The organism is Mycetohabitans sp. B2 (assembly GCF_021733735.1).
Classification (GTDB): domain Bacteria; phylum Pseudomonadota; class Gammaproteobacteria; order Burkholderiales; family Burkholderiaceae; genus Mycetohabitans; species Mycetohabitans rhizoxinica.
Genome location: NZ_JAHKSP010000028.1, coordinates 91235 through 107168 on the forward strand (window position 1 = coordinate 91235; position 15934 = coordinate 107168).

Here is a 15934-nt window from a genome sequence, read left to right on the forward strand (position 1 = left end):
AACCTGAGCCGGCTGCGGTTCGCTTTGCTGTTAAGATGGTGCCGCTTTTTATTGGCCGGCGCCGCTGGCGTGCGCCGCATCGTTCCACCTTATCATGTCCTCGTTGCTTCGTTTCCTGGAACCGTGGGAGCCCTCGTTCGGGCTGGTGTTCATCTTTGTCGCGGCCGCCGTGTTATTCGCGCGCGGCACGCTGCGCCAACGTGTGAGCATTGCGCGCCAGGTAGCGTTCTGGACGGGTCTCGTGATGCTGTATGTCGCGCTGCACACGCGAGTGGACTATTACGCCGAGCATCAATTCTTCGTCCACCGGCTCCAGCACTTGGTGCTGCATCATCTGGCACCGCTGCTGGTCATGTCCGCCTATCCAGGCAGCGTGATGCGTGCCGGCATGCCGCCACGCTGGCGCGGCATGCTGCACCGGGCGGCCCGGCGGCGTGCGTCGCGCATAGCCGGCGCCGTGCTGCTCAACCCGGCGTTCATCTCGTTGGCGTTCGTGATTTCGGTGCTCTTCTGGCTCATTCCGTCCGTGCAGTTCATTTCGATGCTCGACTGGCGCATCTACTTGTTCATGAATTGGTCGGTGACGGTCAGTGGTCTGCTGTATTGGTGGATGCTGCTGGATCATCGCCCGAGCCCGCCCAGTCGGGTAAAGCCGGGCATGCGGGTGTTGTCACCGGTGATCACGATGACGCCACAGCTTTTGGCCGGTGCGATCATTACGTTCTCCTCGCGCGACTTGTACCCGATCTTCACGTTGTGCGGTCGCGCCATGGACCTGTCGCCGGCGCTGGATCAAAGCCTGGGCGGACTGATCATGTGGGTGCCCGCGGCCGTCATAGAGACGATCGGCGGCCTGATGGCGCTGCGTCATATGATGCGCCTGTCAACGCTGCCGCCGCGTCGCCCCCCCGCACAGCGCGCGCGGGCCGCCACGCTGGCGGGCGTCGCCCCTGCATCACGGGCCGGCCGCTCATAGCGCGAGGTCGCTGTGCACCACTGACGCGTCGAGCCGGCAGCACGGTTCGCGCGTCATTTTTGTACCTTGCGAAAAGAGATCGGTACAATGGCCGGTTGATTGCCGGGCATTGGTCCGGGTGCATGCGGAAAGGATTCCATGAAACTGATTCAAACCCGTCTCATCTCGCGCTTTGTTGCTGGTGCCATCATTGCCGGCGCCGTGGCAGCCTGCAGTTCGCCCCATCCACAGGCGATCGACTACAAGAGTGCCACGCGGGCAAAGGCGTCGTCGCTGGCCGTGCCCCCGGACATGGCCCACGAGATTGCCGACCAGCGTTCGCTGCCGCCTCAAGGCGGCTCGGCGTCGCTGTCCAGATTGCAGCAGGTGCAGCAATCGGCGCTTGCGCCGGTGGGCGACGCGGTGCTGCCGCCGGTGCAGGGCATACATATCCAGCGTGAGGGTACGCAGCGCTGGCTGGTGATTGACAAGCAGGCGCCCGCACAAGTGTGGCCCCAGGTGCGGCGTTTTTGGCAGGAGCAGGGCTTCGTGCTGTCGCTGGACGCGCGCGATCGCGGGATCATGGAGACGGACTGGTACGAAACCCATCCGCAGGTGCCGGATGGCCTGATCCGCAATACGTTGTCCAAGGCGCTGGGCACCGGCTACACGACCGGCCTGCGCGACAAGTACCGCACGCGGCTTGAAAACGCGCCGAACGGCGGAACGTATGTGTTCATCAGCCAGCGCGGATTGCATGAGCAGTTGTTCGGCTCGAACAACGAGCAAAGCCGGTGGGAAGATCGGCCGAATGATCCGGCGCTGGAGGCCGAATACCTGAAGCGGTTGATGCAAGCGTTGGCGCGTAACCAGCAGGGCGGTGCGTCAATGGCCGCGGAGCCGGTGGCTGCATCTGCGCCCAAGGCCGCCGACGCGACGGCCAGTGCGTCGCAGGCAGCGCTCAAGGCGTCGGGGGCCACCGCGACGCCCACCGGGCCGACCGACATTACGCTTGCCGAGTCTTATGACGATGCGTGGCTGCGGGTCGGCGTGGCGTTGGACCGGAACAATTTCACGGTCGATGATCGCGATCGCACGCGTGGCCTGTATTTCATTCGTTACGTCGATCCGAACGACTTAAGTTCGGCCAAACAGGGCTTCTGGAGCCAAGTATTCCATGGCCGCAAGGAAAAAGCGGCGAAGCAGTACCGTGTGAATGTGCGCGCGCTGACCGAGACGCAGACGAGGGTCGCGATTGTGGATGAGAGCGGGCAGGTCGACGATTCGAAGCAGGCACGCCAGATTCTGTCGCTGCTGATCGACCAGTTGCACTGACCCTGCCGCGGCTGATTAACCAGTTGTGCTGCTCCGCCGCTGCTAATCAACTAAGTCGCGCTGACCGTCATCCCGGGCGGCGTGCGCACGGCACGCCGCCTTGCAATCTGCGTCAGGCCGCGAGTCCGCGCCAGGCCGCGCGTATGCCATGACGTCACTTGACGCCGTAACGGCTGGCGCTGTCATGTCAGCCGGTCCCGCCTCATCGTCGAATGGGCTCTCTGCCGGGGAAGGTTCTCTTTTCTTAATAAGTAGCTGCCGAGGTTGGCCGCTGATTCAACGAATGCGCCCCAGTGGGCGCGCAAGCGGGTTGCCATCGCCCGAACCATGGCGGTGCGTACTCGACGCGTCGCGATCCGGTATGACTCGACGTGGCTGCGCCAATTGCCAAGCCCGGCGCCGCCTTGACCCGGGCAAGGCGCCGATGACTCCGTTGCTTATCCTCGTAGCGCGACGGTTTTGTCCGTGCCTCGTGCTGCAAGAGGGGCTTTTCCGCGTTGACCGGGGCGGCGGCACACGCGTCAGTGCGCTTCGACGACGTCCAGAATCAAAATGATCGTCCAGTCCGCTTCGCCCTCGTGGTGATACTGCCGCTCCGCGACGATGAACGGCTGCTGTTTGCCCGGCGGGCCCAGAAACAACACGTCACCCTCAACGGGCAGGCATTCGATCGGTGGCAGCGCGATGTACGGCTCATCGCCGCGCGTGGTGCGCGGCATCAGCTTGTCGATCTTTTTCGAGGCTGCCTCGGTCCATTCGATTTCGAGTTCGATATTACTCACACCATCCTCTATGTCGTTGCGCTCGTGCATCGGGCGCGGGACTGTAACACGAAACCGACGCCCATAAAAAAGCCGAAGCCTGCGAGACTTCGGCCCGATGGCACCTCAGCGTGTGGTATGTCGTGCCGCACGCCGGTCGCAGCCGTTACTGGCTTGCTGCCGACGGTGCGGCAGCGCCAGCCTCAAAGGCCTGCTGCGCGTGCCCGGCCTTATGCTGCTTGGCAGCCTTGCGATGCTTGGCTGGTGCGTGCGTGGGCGCTGGCGCTACTGGGGCTTCCGATTGGGCAGCTTCCAGCGCCTGGGCGCGCTGTTCGACGTCGGCCGCTTTGGCCGGGTCGGTGCTCATCGTCACGCCGCGATCGGTCTGCGCATATGCCGTTGCGGCAAATAAAGAAACGAGCAATGCCAGGGACACTTTCTTCATCTTTATCTCCGTAGAGTGACAGCGTTCTCGGGCCCATGACCGGAAGTGCCATACTATCCGGCAGAGCGCGCATTTTAGCCAGCAAATAGGCTATCCGCAGCGACATTGTAACGACCTTGCCGTGACGTGGCATCTTGTTGCATATCGCGGACACAACAAATTCCATTCGGCGGTCATTTTTCCGCGCATACTATCGGGATTGGTCTGGGGGCTATCAGAACCACCCGATCCGCCGGTAGACGTAAAACTGCGCAAGGCCGATCCATTCGTGCCACGCGATGCTGGTGTTAATGACATGGGCGGAGTGCGGTCGCCAGCTTGGGCGTCGCCATCTGTGGTTGGATGCGAGCGGCACGACATCGATGCCGAAGTGGTGAAAGTCGAGCAGTGCGCGTGGCAGGTGGTACGCTGACGTGATCAGCACGATCTGGTCATAGTGGTGCCGGCGCAGGATCGCGCCGGTGTTGCGGGCGTTTTCATAGGTGTTCAAGCTGTCGGGCTCGAGCACGATGTTGGCCGCCGGCACCCCGTGCGATACCAGATGCGGTTGATAGTTGGCCGCTTCGCTGTGCTCGTGTTTTTGGGGATTGCCGCCGCTTACCACCAGCGTGCACTGCGCGCGCTGCGCACGGCATAGTATGAATTGCGCGGCTGCCGCGTCGATGCGTCGCCACGCGTCGAACTTCGGCACCAGCCGATGCGCATCGTCGTATTCAGTGCCGCTGCCGAGCAGCACGATCGCGACGTTGCCGCCGTAGCGCGGGGGGCTTGCGGCTGGCACACAGGTTTCCAGCGCGTGCAGCGCCGGTTCGCCGAGCCATCCGGCGCACAACAGGTAGGCGAAAAACGCCGCCGCGACGCAGGTCATACGGCGGTGGCGGCGCGATACGGCGATGGCGACGAGCCAGAGGAGTGCAACGAATGCAACGAGCATGGAAGTATCGTTTCAGGCATCGTCCCGGCCGGCTGCGTGCCGGTTGAGGCGATCGAGTTTAGGCGGTGAGTGTCAAGGGGCCGCCGTGCGCCAGGTCGAGCCGCGCCGGTGACGGTGCCCAGCTGGTCGCGGCGCGACGATTATAAGCGGACATGTCGAATGCGCCGGCCACCCTGGCCGGTGCCAATGTGGAGGGCGGAATGGATTATACGAACGAGGCCGTGCTGGAGGGCCTGCGGCGCGCGCAATACCGGCAGGTGCCTTGGCCGCGTCGACCGCGAGTGTTCGAGTTCCTGCGCGAGCAGGGGCTGATCGGTACCGCACGGCAACCTTCACCGCTCGTGCCAGGTTACCACGCGCCCGTGGATATTGCGGTGCTCAGCGCCCGGGGCAAGACGGAGTTGGGGCGACTGGAGCGCCGTGCGTGCCTACCTGCATGGCCTGTCGAGCGCGAGCTGCGCTATGCCTGTGACGCGGCCGCGTCGCTGCTTGCGCACGCCGACCCTCAGCCGTGAGGGTGGGGAGCATCGCGCAGCGCGGCTTGCCGGCGGGCAGGGCGATGGAAAAAGCCCGTATCCGCGCGGATACGGGAACATACCGGATGTGACTCATTGCCACGCTGTGCTCATGGCATAGTGTCGGACAGGGTGGGCGCGCGCAGGTTCCCGCGCGTGCGCAATGCACAAATGGGGGGGCGCCGTCACGCGTTGCCTCCGGGCTTCAGTGGGGAAGTAGTCCCCGCCCGGGCGGTGGACTGCGCCAGTCCCGCACATTGCGCTGGGCCCGCGCGTTGCTTTCGATATCGCTGCGCAGATCGCCTCGCGGTACCGGCAGAGTCAACGCCTCGGGCATGTACGCGCTGCGCTCGACGTGCTCGGGACGGCTGGCGTGCGCGACTGCACCGGCGCTGTGGTAGCCGCTGTCCAACCATCCTGCGGCAGCGGCCGCGCCGATTGACCATAGCGCTATGCCGCAGACGATCCGGACCTTCACGCTCATTGTTGTTCCCCAGGGCCGATCGAGGTGGCGTCTGTTGCTTCGATTCCACGATAAGCGCGGGGGAGAAGGGCCGCTGTAAATAAAAGTAAATGAATGTTTCCCGGGCCAGCCGGGCGATGGAGCGCGCTGTCGGGTCAGCGTACCGATAGCACCGTCTCAGGCCGCCCAGTGACGGGGGACGACCGCGCGAGTAACAGCCAGTGGCGCGAAACGCACTGAAACAAGCTGCCGTTTCGTGGCCCGAGCAGGCGCGCGTCGTGTCCGTAAAAGCGATCCGCCCGGCAACGCGGGCGGATCTGAGCGTGTCCGTCAAGTCCGTCAAGTCAGGCCATTTTCACTGGCGCGCGCCACGACTCCGGATTGGTCCAGAACGCGCCACGCAGCCGATCGCGGCTCGGTGGCGCGGGGGGCTTGACGGCCGTCGCGCCGATGCGGCCGCGCAACGTGATTTGGCGCCCAGCGCCGGCAAGGCGGCGCACGATCTCGACCAGCGTGCCGTCAGCCTGCCACTCATCGAAGCGCCGGCGACAGGTCGGCGGTGACGGATAACGACCGGGCAGCTTGGACCATCCTTCCCCGGTCGTTAAGACCCAGAGCACGGCATTGACCACGGCGCGCGGTTCGACGCGCGGCCGGCCGCGACGTTCGACGCGCGCTGGCTCCTCGCAAAACAGCGCCTCGACCAGCGCCCACTCGTGATCTTTTAAATCGTCGAACAGCATCATCGTTTCACCTCAACGAAGCAAACCCCGGTGTACCGCCCCGCACCGCGCACCTTGATCGCAACCCTGGCAGCGGGGCGCTGGTCCCCTTAAAAGCGGGCGTCGCTTGGTTCGCCGCCTTGGCTAGGCTGGTGCGCATGGCAAATGCAGAAACCGTGCCATTGGACCGGCATGCAGACGCTGCAGCGCCAGCCACGGTGGCCGGCCGCGACGGCAGCTGGAATGCATGTCCGGCTAGTTGTGTATCTCAATACGGAATGGCCTGATAAGGAATCGGGACAATCACCAATCACAGGCACGCGGCGCCACGTCGGTGCGCATCGACGTCCGATAGTGCACCGATGTACAGCGCGTGGCACAGCAGATTCGCTGCGCCGCCGTCATGGCGGCATAACTCGCGCAGCGCAGCGGCACGCAAGTTCGGCGTATGATTTGCATCATTGCGCGCATTTATGAATTCAATAAATGAATGTAACGCTCAGGCAACTCCGGGTCTTCATCGAAGTCGCGCGTCTGCAAAGTTTCAGCCGGGCAGGTGATGAAATTGGTTTGACGCAATCGGCCGTCAGCCGCTGCGTGCGCGAGTTGGAGATTGAACTGGGATTGAAGCTGGTCGATCGCACGACGCGCGAGGTACGCCCGACGGACGCGGGCGCGAATCTGCTGGGCGGCGTGTCGCGGCTGCTGTCCGACCTAGATCAAGTGCTGCAGGAGATACGGGAGATCAGCGAGCAGCGGCGCGGCCGGGTGATCGTGGCCGCAAGTCCGACCATTGCGTGCCGGCTGATGCCTCGCGTCGTTGCTCGCTGCCAACAACAATTCCCGTATATCCAGCTTGGCCTGCGTGACGATGTGCAAAGCGACGTGGTGCGCAAAGTGAAATCCGGCGAAGTGGACTTTGGGGTGATCGTCGGCGGTCTGGCGGCCGACGAACTGGTTGGCGAGCCGTTGATGACCGACTCGTTTTGCGTCGTCTGCCCAGCCAATCACCGGCTGGCCGCCGGCACGCAGGTGCAATGGGGCGCTTTGGCCGGCGAGTCGCTGGTGCTGCTCGGCCCAGAGTCGGGCAGCCGGCCGATCATCGACCGGGTGCTGCGCGAGCATGGCGTCGTCTCGCCGGTCGTGCAGGAGTTGGGACACTCGGCGACGGTGTTCGGATTGGTTGAGGCTGGCGTGGGCATCAGTGTGCTGCCGTGGCTGTCGCTGCCGTTGCCGGCCAATTCCGGGCTTGTCGCGCGTGCGTTGGTGCCGCGCGCGCAGCGCACGGTGGAACTCGTGCGCCGTCGCGATCGCTCACTATCGCCGGCCGCTCAGGCGGTATGGGAACTGGTGCGCACGCTGCCCGCCCGGGCCGAGGATCTGACATGAGTGGCCTCGCGATGCGCTGGGCAGGATGCACGACACCGGCACACGACGCATGGCACATAGCGCGCGCCCTGATCTTTACGCTTTGTGTTTTTTTGCGTACTATAACGTTCAGTCACGCGGTTCCTTACGGAATTCCTCTGGCTTCCCGGCTCGGTATGGCCCGTGGTCATTCTGCCAACCTCCGGGCGTGCTCCCATCAATATGATCGACCAGAAGCGGGCGAGCGCGGTCTTTCGTCATGCGCGTTGTTCAGGCGCTTTTGATCCGGTTCATTGACCAAACAGGTCTGGTCCAGCTGAATGAATACCCAAGAGGCGAAAATCGTCCTCGAGACTGCTTTGATTTGCGCGCAGGAGCCGCTCAGGGTCAGCGACATGCGCCGGCTGTTTGCCGACGCGATCTCGGCTGATACGATCCGGGCGCTGCTCGAAGAGCTGCGCACGGACTGGCGCGATCGGGGTGTCGAGTTGGTATCGGTGGCAACGGGATGGCGATTCCAGAGCCGTCCGGCAATGCGCGCATTTCTGGATCGGCTCAATCCGGAGAAGCCGCCAAAGTATTCGCGTGCAGTGCTCGAGACGCTCGCGATCATTGCGTATCGTCAGCCGGTCACGCGTGGCGATATTGAGGAGATTCGCGGTGTCACGGTCAATACGCAGGTCATCAAGCAACTGGAGGACCGAGGATGGGTCGAGGTGATCGGGCATCGTGATGTGCCCGGGCGGCCGGCGCTGTACGCGACGACTAAGCAGTTCCTGGACGATCTCGGTATGGCCACGCTGGACGAGTTGCCGCCGCTGTCTGACCCGAGACCGCAGGGGCAGGCCGATCTGCTGGCGCAGCGCGCCATCGAGTTTGCCGAGGGCGACGCGGAACCGTGTCGCGCTGCGGTGATCGGTGAGGCAGCCGGGTTAGCGCGCGACGCCGCAGGCGATGATTCGGCGGCGTCGCCCCAGCCAGAGCCTGTGACGGGCGAGAGCGCCGAAGCGGCGCCCACCGTCGCGGAGCTCGCGACCCCGGTCCCGGCCGTGGGTGGCCACCGTGATGCTGCCCAGAGGTGCGCGGTTCCGCCCGTGCACGATCTGGTAGTTGACCCAGCAGCGCACAGCCATACCGACGGGGGTGACGAGCATGCCAGACACGCGCATCCAGTAGCGGCGACCGCACCTGGCGACGTCGAGAAGATTAACGAGCAAGCGCCGAGCGACCCGATATCGCGCGACGTTTGACGTGACACGTACACCGACCCCGGCGCAGCCAAATGGCGCATGCCGGCATTCTGACACTCAGAGGTTGTTTTGAACGAGAACCACGATCCCGATTCTCCCGAGTCCGGTCCTGCCCGCGTGGCGGCCGTGGACGATCGCGATGCGGGCCAGCGCGCCTTGCCGGTGCTGCCGGCCGCGGAAGGCGGCGAAGGCGAAGAGCGGCCACGGCGCGGTTTGCGCCGCGGACCGCGCAGCCTGATCGCTCGCCGTCGTGCGGTGGCCAAGTCGAAGGCGACCGATGCCATCGGTGCTGCGCCGGCCACAGTGACTGAGGCGCCGCCCGACGGCGAGGTGGTCGCGCATGTACGCATGCCCCGTAAGGACCCCGCCAACAAGCGTCAGGGCAAGGGCGCCAAGCGTGACCCTGAGGCGCGCCGCGATGCCGACGCGCCCCGTCGCGAGCCGCGCGCGAGGCGTGACGCCAGCGCGGCGCCGGCCGGCGGTTCCCCGAAAGCCGGAGGGCGTGACGACGACGTATTTGCCTACGTCACGTCGCCGGCGTTCGATGCCGACAACACCGGTGCGGGTAGTGTGCGCGCGCCAATGCTGCGGCGCGGCCGCAAGGGTGGCGTGCCCGCTGGCAAGCGCGCGTTGTCGGCCGACGACGATGCGCCGAAGCTGCACAAGGTGCTTGCCGAGGCCGGCATGGGCTCGCGTCGTGAAATGGAAGAATTGATTATTGCTGGGCGCGTGTCGGTCAATGGCGAGCCGGCGCACATCGGCCAGCGGATCATGCCAACCGACCAGGTGCGCATCAATGGCAAGCCGGTCAAGCGCAAGCTGCCGAACAAGCCGCCGCGCGTGCTGATCTATCACAAGCCGGCAGGCGAGATCGTCAGCCACGCGGATCCGGAAGGTCGCCCGTCGGTGTTCGACAAGCTGCCGCCGATGAAGACGGCGAAATGGCTGGCCGTCGGTCGGCTGGATTTCAATACCGAAGGCTTGTTGTTGCTGACCACGTCTGGTGACCTCGCAAACCGCTTCATGCATCCGCGCTACCAGGTTGAGCGCGAATATGCGGTGCGGGTCATCGGCGAATTGGCCGAGAGCGCGCGGCAAAAGCTGCTCAGCGGCGTCGAGCTCGATGACGGTCCGGCGAGCTTCCTGCGCATTCAGGATGGGGGTGGCGAAGGCACCAATCGCTGGTACCACGTGGCGCTTGCAGAAGGGCGCAACCGCGAGGTGCGTCGCATGTTCGAAGCCGTGGGCCTGACCGTCAGCCGATTGATCCGCACGCGCCATGGCCCGATCGTGCTGCCGCGTGGCCTCAAGCGTGGCCGCTGGGAAGAACTCGAGGACAACCAGGTGCGCGCGTTGATGTCAGCCGTCGGGCTGAAAGGGCCGGGCGAGGACAAGGCGGAGCGCAGTAAGGCGACGCCGCGTCGCCAACCCGATCCGATGCAAACGGCGCTCGGCTATATTAGCTACGATGCGCCAGGTCCGCAGCGGCGATTTGGCCGCGGTGCGCGCGGCGGCGCGAACTGGACTTCGTCCACGCCGCCGGTGCCCGGGTATACCGGCTTTGCCGCTGCGCACGGGCACGGCAATATGACGGGCGGCAAACACGATAACCGTGACGTTAACGGCAACCAGGCATCTGGCAAGGGCGGCAACCGTGCGCAAAAGGGCAAGCCGCGTGGCGGTCGCGGTGCGCAGACGGCGCCGCGGCAAGATGGCGTGCGTCAGGGCGGTGCACCGCGGGGGCGCCCGCGCGGTCGTTAAGCGTGCGCTTGCCGAAGGCGTCCCTCGTGCGCGGCATGGCGTGCCGACGCGCCGCGCGCGTGTCGTCGCGTGGCCACGTTTCGGTTTCGATATGCGGCGTAGATTGCGGGTCGCGGCGAAAAACGCTATAATTTCGCAGTCGCTGGGCACACGTCTTATTAGTTAAGGTGCGGCTCGAGGCGCGACCACCGGTAAAAAGAAGATGGGCGTGTTGGCGCCCATTTTTTTTTGCCGTTGCCGCAGTGCGTCGTTATCGTGGCGGGGATGGCCCGATGACGCTGCTTCGCAGTACTGCCGCTTGCGTGCGCCGCGTTGCACGAGCGTGCCCGGTACTGCGAAACAGGAAACCGGTACGCGCGTTGCGCGCGGTCCGTGCTGCATGAGGTCAAACAACGTGCAATTGTCGGAACTGATTGAAAATACCGTTACCGGGCTCGGATACGAGCTTGTCGATTTGGAGCGCTCCGGCCGCGGCATGCTGCGCGTGTTTATCGACCAGCCGGCGGGCATCGCGATAGACGATTGTGAGAAGGTGACGCGCCAGCTTCAGCACGTGCTGACCGTCGAGAATATCGACTATGAACGTCTCGAGGTTTCGTCGCCGGGGCTAGACCGGCCGCTGAAGAAACGGGCAGATTTCGAACGTTTCGCTGGCAGCGAAGTGATGGTGACGCTGAAGCAGCCGCTGGGCGGCCGAAAATCGTTCCGCGGCATCCTGCACGCGCCCAATGGCGACACGATAGGTTTGGAATTTGAAGGAAAAGACGGCCCGGCGAGGCTCGATTTTACGCTCGCCGACATGGACCGTGCTCGTCTTGTTCCGCAAGTCGATTTTAGGAGCCGCAAACAATGAGTCGCGAAGTGTTGATGCTGGTGGATGCGCTGGCGCGCGAGAAAAACGTCAACAAGGATGTGGTATTCGCCGCGCTCGAGGCCGCGCTCGCTTCCGCCACGAAGAAGCTTTTCGACGAGGATGTCGACATACGCGTGTCGATCGACCGCGAGTCTGGCGAGCATGAGACTTTTCGCCGCTGGCGCATCGTGCCGGACGAGGCGGGCTTGCAACAGCCGGACCAGGAAATCTTGCTGTTTGAGGCGCGCGAGCAGGATCCGGATGCGCAATTGGACGGTTATATCGAAGAGCCGATTCCGTCGATCGAATTCGGTCGCATTGGGGCGCAAGCGGCCAAGCAAGTGATTCTGCAGAAGGTGCGCGATGCGGAGCGGGAACAGATTCTGAATGATTTCCTCGAGCGCGGCGAGAAGATCATGACCGGCTCGGTAAAGCGGCTCGACAAGGGCAACCTAGTCGTCGAATCGGGGCGGGTTGAGGCGTTGCTGCGCCGCGACCAACTAATCCCGAAAGAGAATCTGCGCATCGGCGATCGCGTGCGTGCATATATCGCCAAGGTCGATCGCACGGCGCGGGGGCCGCAGATCGAGCTATCGCGCACCGCGCCCGAATTTCTGATGAAGCTGTTCGAATTCGAGGTACCGGAGATCGAGCAGGGCTTGCTCGAAATCAAGTCGGCAGCGCGTGACCCCGGCGTGCGGGCGAAGATCGCGGTGGTCGCCTATGACAAGCGCATCGACCCGATCGGCACGTGCGTCGGCATTCGCGGTTCGCGCGTGCAGGCAGTGCGCAACGAGTTGGGTGGCGAGAACGTCGATATCGTGCTATGGTCAGAAGATCCTGCCCAGTTCGTGATCGGCGCCCTTGCGCCGGCTGCCGTGCAATCAATCGTCGTTGACGAGGAAAAGCACGCGATGGATGTCGTCGTTGACGAGAACGAGCTGGCTGTCGCGATTGGCCGAAGTGGCCAGAACGTGCGGCTCGCCAGCGAGCTGACCGGCTGGCAGATCAATATCATGACGCCGGACGAGTCCGCCGAGAAACAGTCGCAAGAGCGCAAGGTGCTGCGCGACCTGTTCATGGAGCGGCTGGACGTCGATGAGGAGGTCGCTGACATCTTGATCGACGAAGGCTTCACGAGCCTCGAGGAGATCGCGTACGTGCCGCTCAACGAGATGCTCGAGATCGAGGCGTTCGACGAAGACACGGTGCACGAGTTGCGCAATCGCGCGCGCGATGCGCTGCTGACGATGGCGATTGCGAATGAGGAAAAGGTCGAAAACGCGTCGCTCGAGCTGAAGAGCCTCGAGGGGATGGATCGGGAGTTGCTTGCTAAGCTCGCCGAGCACGAGATACACACGCGTGATGATCTGGCCGAGTTGGCCGTCGATGAGTTGGTCGAGATGACCGGCATCGACGAGGAGGCCGCGAAGGCGCTGATCATGAAGGCGCGCGAGCACTGGTTCCAGTGACGGGCGCGAAGCGAGATTATGATGGCGCATTGAAATGACGCGGCCCGATAGGCCGCACCGGGATGTCAACTGCAAGGACCGCTGTCCTTGCCTCAAGAGGGATGAATGGCGAGCAACAACGTAGCCCAATTTGCCGCGGAACTAAAGATGCCTGCAGGCCTTCTGCTCGAACAGCTTCAAGCTGCGGGTGTGCAGAAAGCTAGCGCTGACGACGTGCTGTCCGAAGCGGACAAAGCGCGTTTGCTGGATCACTTGCGCAAGTCGCACGGCAGCGCTGACGGCGACAAGCGCAAGATCACGCTGACGCGCCGGCAGACGTCAGAAATTAAGCAGGCCGACGCAACCGGCAAGGCTCGCACGATCCAGGTCGAAGTCCGCAAGAAGCGGGTGTTCGTCAAGCGCGACGAGCCAGGTACCGAAGTGCCGAACGGCGAGGACCAGGACAGTGCAACGGCCGAGCTTGCGCGTCGCGAGGAGCAGGCGCGTCTCGAAGCCGAGGCACTGGCCCAGCAAGCGCGCGAATTGCGGGAGCGGCAGGAGCGCCTTGAGCGCGAGGAAGCGCAGCGGCGTGCCCGCGAAGAGGCGGCCCAGGCGGAACGGCGTCGCGCCGAGGAGGAAGCGGCGCGGCGCGCGGCGCAGGCGGCCCAGGAGCAGGCCCAGGCGCAAGCGGCCCAGGAGCAGGCGCAAGCGCAAGCGCGTGCGGCCGCCCAGCAAGTGGCCGAGCAACAGCGCAATCACGATGTGCCGCAACCGGCCGGCCAACAAGCTGCCGCTGACGACGCTCGTGCGGCGGCCGAGCGCGCCGCCGAGCGGGAGGCAGCGAAGAAGGCCGCCGACGATGCCCGCGCCGCCGCCGACAAGGCACGCCTGGAGCAGGAAGCCATCCGCAAGCGACGGGAAGCGGCGGAAGCCGAGGCGCGCGCGATCCGCGAAATGATGGCGACGCCGCGCAAAGCAATGGTCAAGGTGCCTGAACCGCCAAAGCCGGTTGAACCGGCCAAGACCGCTGAGGCAAAGGGCACGCTGCACAAGCCGGCCAGGCCGGCGGGCGCGGCAGCGCCGGCCCGACCGGCCGCCGGTGCGAAGAAACCGGTGTCGGCGCCGACGGCTGCGCCGTCCGGCGACAAGAAGAAAGTTCCGGGCAAGAGTGGTTGGCAAGACGATGCGGCGAAGCGGCGCGGCATCAAGACGCGCGGTGATTCAAGCGGTGGTGTGGACCGTGGCTGGCGGGGTGGTCCGCGCGGCCGTGGCAAGCATCAAGATGCGCAGACGAATTTCCAGGTGCCGACCGAGCCGATCGTGCGTGAAGTACACGTGCCGGAGACGATCACCGTGGCCGACCTCGCGCATAAGATGGCCGTCAAGGCCTCCGAGGTCATCAAGGTGATGATGAAACTCGGCCAGATGGTGACGATTAACCAGGTGCTGGACCAGGAAACCGCGATGATCGTCGTCGAGGAACTGGGTCATCATGCGCTCGCCGCGAAGCTTGACGACCCGGAAGCGTTGCTGATCGAAGGCGAGGTGGCCGATGCCGAGGCGCTACCGCGCCCGCCGGTCGTCACGGTGATGGGCCACGTCGACCATGGCAAGACGTCTCTGCTCGACCATATCCGTACCGCGAAGGTTGCTGCGGGCGAGGCGGGGGGCATCACGCAGCATATCGGCGCATACCACGTCGAGACGCCGCGTGGTGTGATTACGTTCCTCGATACACCGGGCCACGAGGCATTTACCGCGATGCGGGCGCGGGGCGCGAAATCGACCGACATCGTGATCCTGGTGGTTGCGGCCGATGATGGCGTGATGCCACAGACGAAGGAGGCGATTTCGCATGCAAAGGCAGGCGGTGTGCCGATCGTCGTGGCGATCAACAAGATCGACAAGCCCGACGCGAATCCGGATCGGGTGAAGCAGGAATTGGTCGCGGAAGGCGTGGTGCCGGAAGAGTACGGTGGTGACGCGCCGTTCATTGAGGTATCCGCAAAGACCGGACAAGGCATTGACGACCTGCTCGAGAACGTGTTGTTGCAGGCCGAGGTGCTCGAATTGAAGGCGCCCATTGAGGCGCCTGCCAAGGGTATCGTGATCGAGGCGAAGCTGGACAAGGGCAAGGGCCCGGTCGCAACGATCCTGGTGCAGTCCGGCACGCTGTCGCGTGGCGACGTCGTACTGGCGGGCTCCGCCTATGGCCGCGTGCGGGCGATGACCGATGAGTTCGGCAAGGCGGCGAAGTCGGCGGGGCCATCGATTCCGGTCGAGATCCAAGGGCTGTCCGAGGTGCCGAACGCCGGCGAGGAAGTCATCGTGCTGCCGGACGAGCGCAAGGCGCGTGAAATCGCGCTGTTCCGGCAAGGCAAGTTCCGCGACGTGAAGCTGGCGAAGCAGCAGGCCGCGAAGCTCGAAAGCATGCTGGAGCAGATGGGTGCTGGCGAAGTGCAGAACCTGCCGCTGATCGTGAAGGCCGATGTGCAAGGCTCGCAGGAAGCGTTGGTACATGCGTTGCAGAAGCTGTCGACTGACGAAGTGCGCGTGCAGATTGTGCACAGCGCAGTGGGCGGCATCAGCGAAACGGACGTCAACCTGGCGACCGCGTCCAAGGCCGTTATCATTGGCTTCAACACGCGTGCTGACGCCCAGACGCGCAGGCTGGCCGAGTCGAACGGTGTCGACCTCCGATACTACAACATCATCTATGATGCGGTAGACGAAGTGAAGGCTGCGATGTCCGGCATGCTGGCGCCGGAAAAACGCGAGGCGGTGATCGGCACGGTTGAAGTACGACAGGTGTTCAAGGTGCCCAAGGTCGGTGCGGTCGCCGGCTGTATGGTGACCGACGGCGTTGTCAAGCGCAACGCATCAGTACGGGTGCTGCGCGACAACGTGGTGATCCATACCGGCGAGCTTGATTCGCTCAAGCGCTTCAAGGACGACGTGAAGGAAGTGAAGCAGGGCTTCGAGTGCGGCCTGTCGCTGAAGAACTTTAACGACATCCAGGAAGGTGATCAATTCGAGGTGTTCGAAGTCACCGAGGTGGCGCGCACGCTGTAATTCGATGCACCAGTGCTAGGGGCGGGGCCGTCGGGCTCCGCCTTTTTTG

At 64.2% G+C, this 15934-nt stretch carries 14 protein-coding genes; 9 read left to right on the top strand and 5 right to left on the bottom strand.

Features of this window, described 5'->3' with window-relative positions:
• Window positions 1-94: 94 nt before the first annotated feature.
• Together KPG66_RS06365 and bamC are read left to right on the top strand one after the other, a co-directional pair.
• On the top strand, window positions 95-976 hold the full coding sequence (locus KPG66_RS06365; protein WP_237070302.1) for a cytochrome c oxidase assembly protein: 882 nt from the start codon (window positions 95-97) through the stop codon (window positions 974-976).
• A 138-nt stretch (window positions 977-1114) separates the two neighbouring features.
• Window positions 1115-2290 carry an outer membrane protein assembly factor BamC gene (gene bamC, locus KPG66_RS06370; RefSeq protein WP_237070303.1) on the top strand — a complete coding sequence of 392 codons (1176 nt, stop codon included), beginning with the start codon at window positions 1115-1117 and terminating at the stop codon, window positions 2288-2290.
• Between the two features lie 521 nt (window positions 2291-2811).
• Here bamC and KPG66_RS06375 read toward each other — a convergent pair.
• The 3 genes from KPG66_RS06375 to KPG66_RS06385 all read right to left on the bottom strand — a co-directional run bounded on the left by KPG66_RS06375 (window position 2812) and on the right by KPG66_RS06385 (window position 4430).
• Window positions 2812-3072: a hypothetical protein gene (locus KPG66_RS06375; protein WP_041754240.1), complete on the bottom strand. Its 261-nt coding sequence runs from the start codon at window positions 3070-3072 to the stop codon at window positions 2812-2814.
• Window positions 3073-3217: 145 nt separating this feature from the next.
• Complete coding sequence (locus KPG66_RS06380; protein ID WP_237070304.1) at window positions 3218-3496, bottom strand: hypothetical protein; 279 nt, start codon at window positions 3494-3496, stop codon at window positions 3218-3220.
• A 214-nt stretch (window positions 3497-3710) separates the two neighbouring features.
• A complete protein-coding gene (locus KPG66_RS06385) occupies window positions 3711-4430 on the bottom strand; it encodes a YdcF family protein (protein WP_237070305.1) in 720 nt (239 codons plus the stop codon).
• Window positions 4431-4630: 200 nt separating this feature from the next.
• On the opposite strand from KPG66_RS06385, the gene KPG66_RS06390 reads away from it, so the two are divergent.
• Complete coding sequence (locus KPG66_RS06390) at window positions 4631-4945, top strand: hypothetical protein (RefSeq protein ID WP_041754242.1); 315 nt, start codon at window positions 4631-4633, stop codon at window positions 4943-4945.
• Between the two features lie 205 nt (window positions 4946-5150).
• Here the strand turns inward: KPG66_RS06390 and KPG66_RS06395 are convergent, their stop codons facing one another.
• Window positions 5151-5429, bottom strand: coding sequence for a hypothetical protein (locus KPG66_RS06395; RefSeq protein ID WP_041753449.1), 279 nt, complete (start codon window positions 5427-5429; stop codon window positions 5151-5153).
• 323 nt (window positions 5430-5752) lie between these two features.
• On the bottom strand, window positions 5753-6154 hold the full coding sequence (locus tag KPG66_RS06400) for a transposase (RefSeq protein WP_237070306.1): 402 nt from the start codon (window positions 6152-6154) through the stop codon (window positions 5753-5755).
• 462 nt (window positions 6155-6616) lie between these two features.
• On the opposite strand from KPG66_RS06400, the gene KPG66_RS06405 reads away from it, so the two are divergent.
• The 6 genes from KPG66_RS06405 (at window position 6617) to infB (ending at window position 15885) form a co-directional block, all read left to right on the top strand.
• Complete coding sequence (locus KPG66_RS06405; protein WP_237070307.1) at window positions 6617-7519, top strand: LysR family transcriptional regulator; 903 nt, start codon at window positions 6617-6619, stop codon at window positions 7517-7519.
• A 299-nt stretch (window positions 7520-7818) separates the two neighbouring features.
• Window positions 7819-8748 (top strand): SMC-Scp complex subunit ScpB, encoded by a 930-nt coding sequence (gene scpB / locus KPG66_RS06410; protein ID WP_237070308.1) that lies wholly within the window; start codon window positions 7819-7821, stop codon window positions 8746-8748.
• A gap of 69 nt (window positions 8749-8817) precedes the next feature.
• Window positions 8818-10509, top strand: coding sequence for a 23S rRNA pseudouridine(2605) synthase RluB (gene rluB / locus KPG66_RS06415; protein ID WP_272907040.1), 1692 nt, complete (start codon window positions 8818-8820; stop codon window positions 10507-10509).
• Window positions 10510-10903: 394 nt separating this feature from the next.
• A complete protein-coding gene (rimP, locus tag KPG66_RS06420; RefSeq protein WP_041754243.1) occupies window positions 10904-11362 on the top strand; it encodes a ribosome maturation factor RimP in 459 nt (152 codons plus the stop codon).
• On the top strand, window positions 11359-12834 hold the full coding sequence (gene nusA, locus KPG66_RS06425; protein WP_013435193.1) for a transcription termination factor NusA: 1476 nt from the start codon (window positions 11359-11361) through the stop codon (window positions 12832-12834). Before rimP ends, nusA begins: the two co-directional genes overlap by 4 nt.
• Window positions 12835-12939: 105 nt before the next feature.
• Window positions 12940-15885, top strand: a complete 2946-nt coding sequence (gene infB / locus KPG66_RS06430; protein ID WP_237070309.1) for a translation initiation factor IF-2 — start codon at window positions 12940-12942, stop codon at window positions 15883-15885.
• Window positions 15886-15934: the final 49 nt, after the last annotated feature.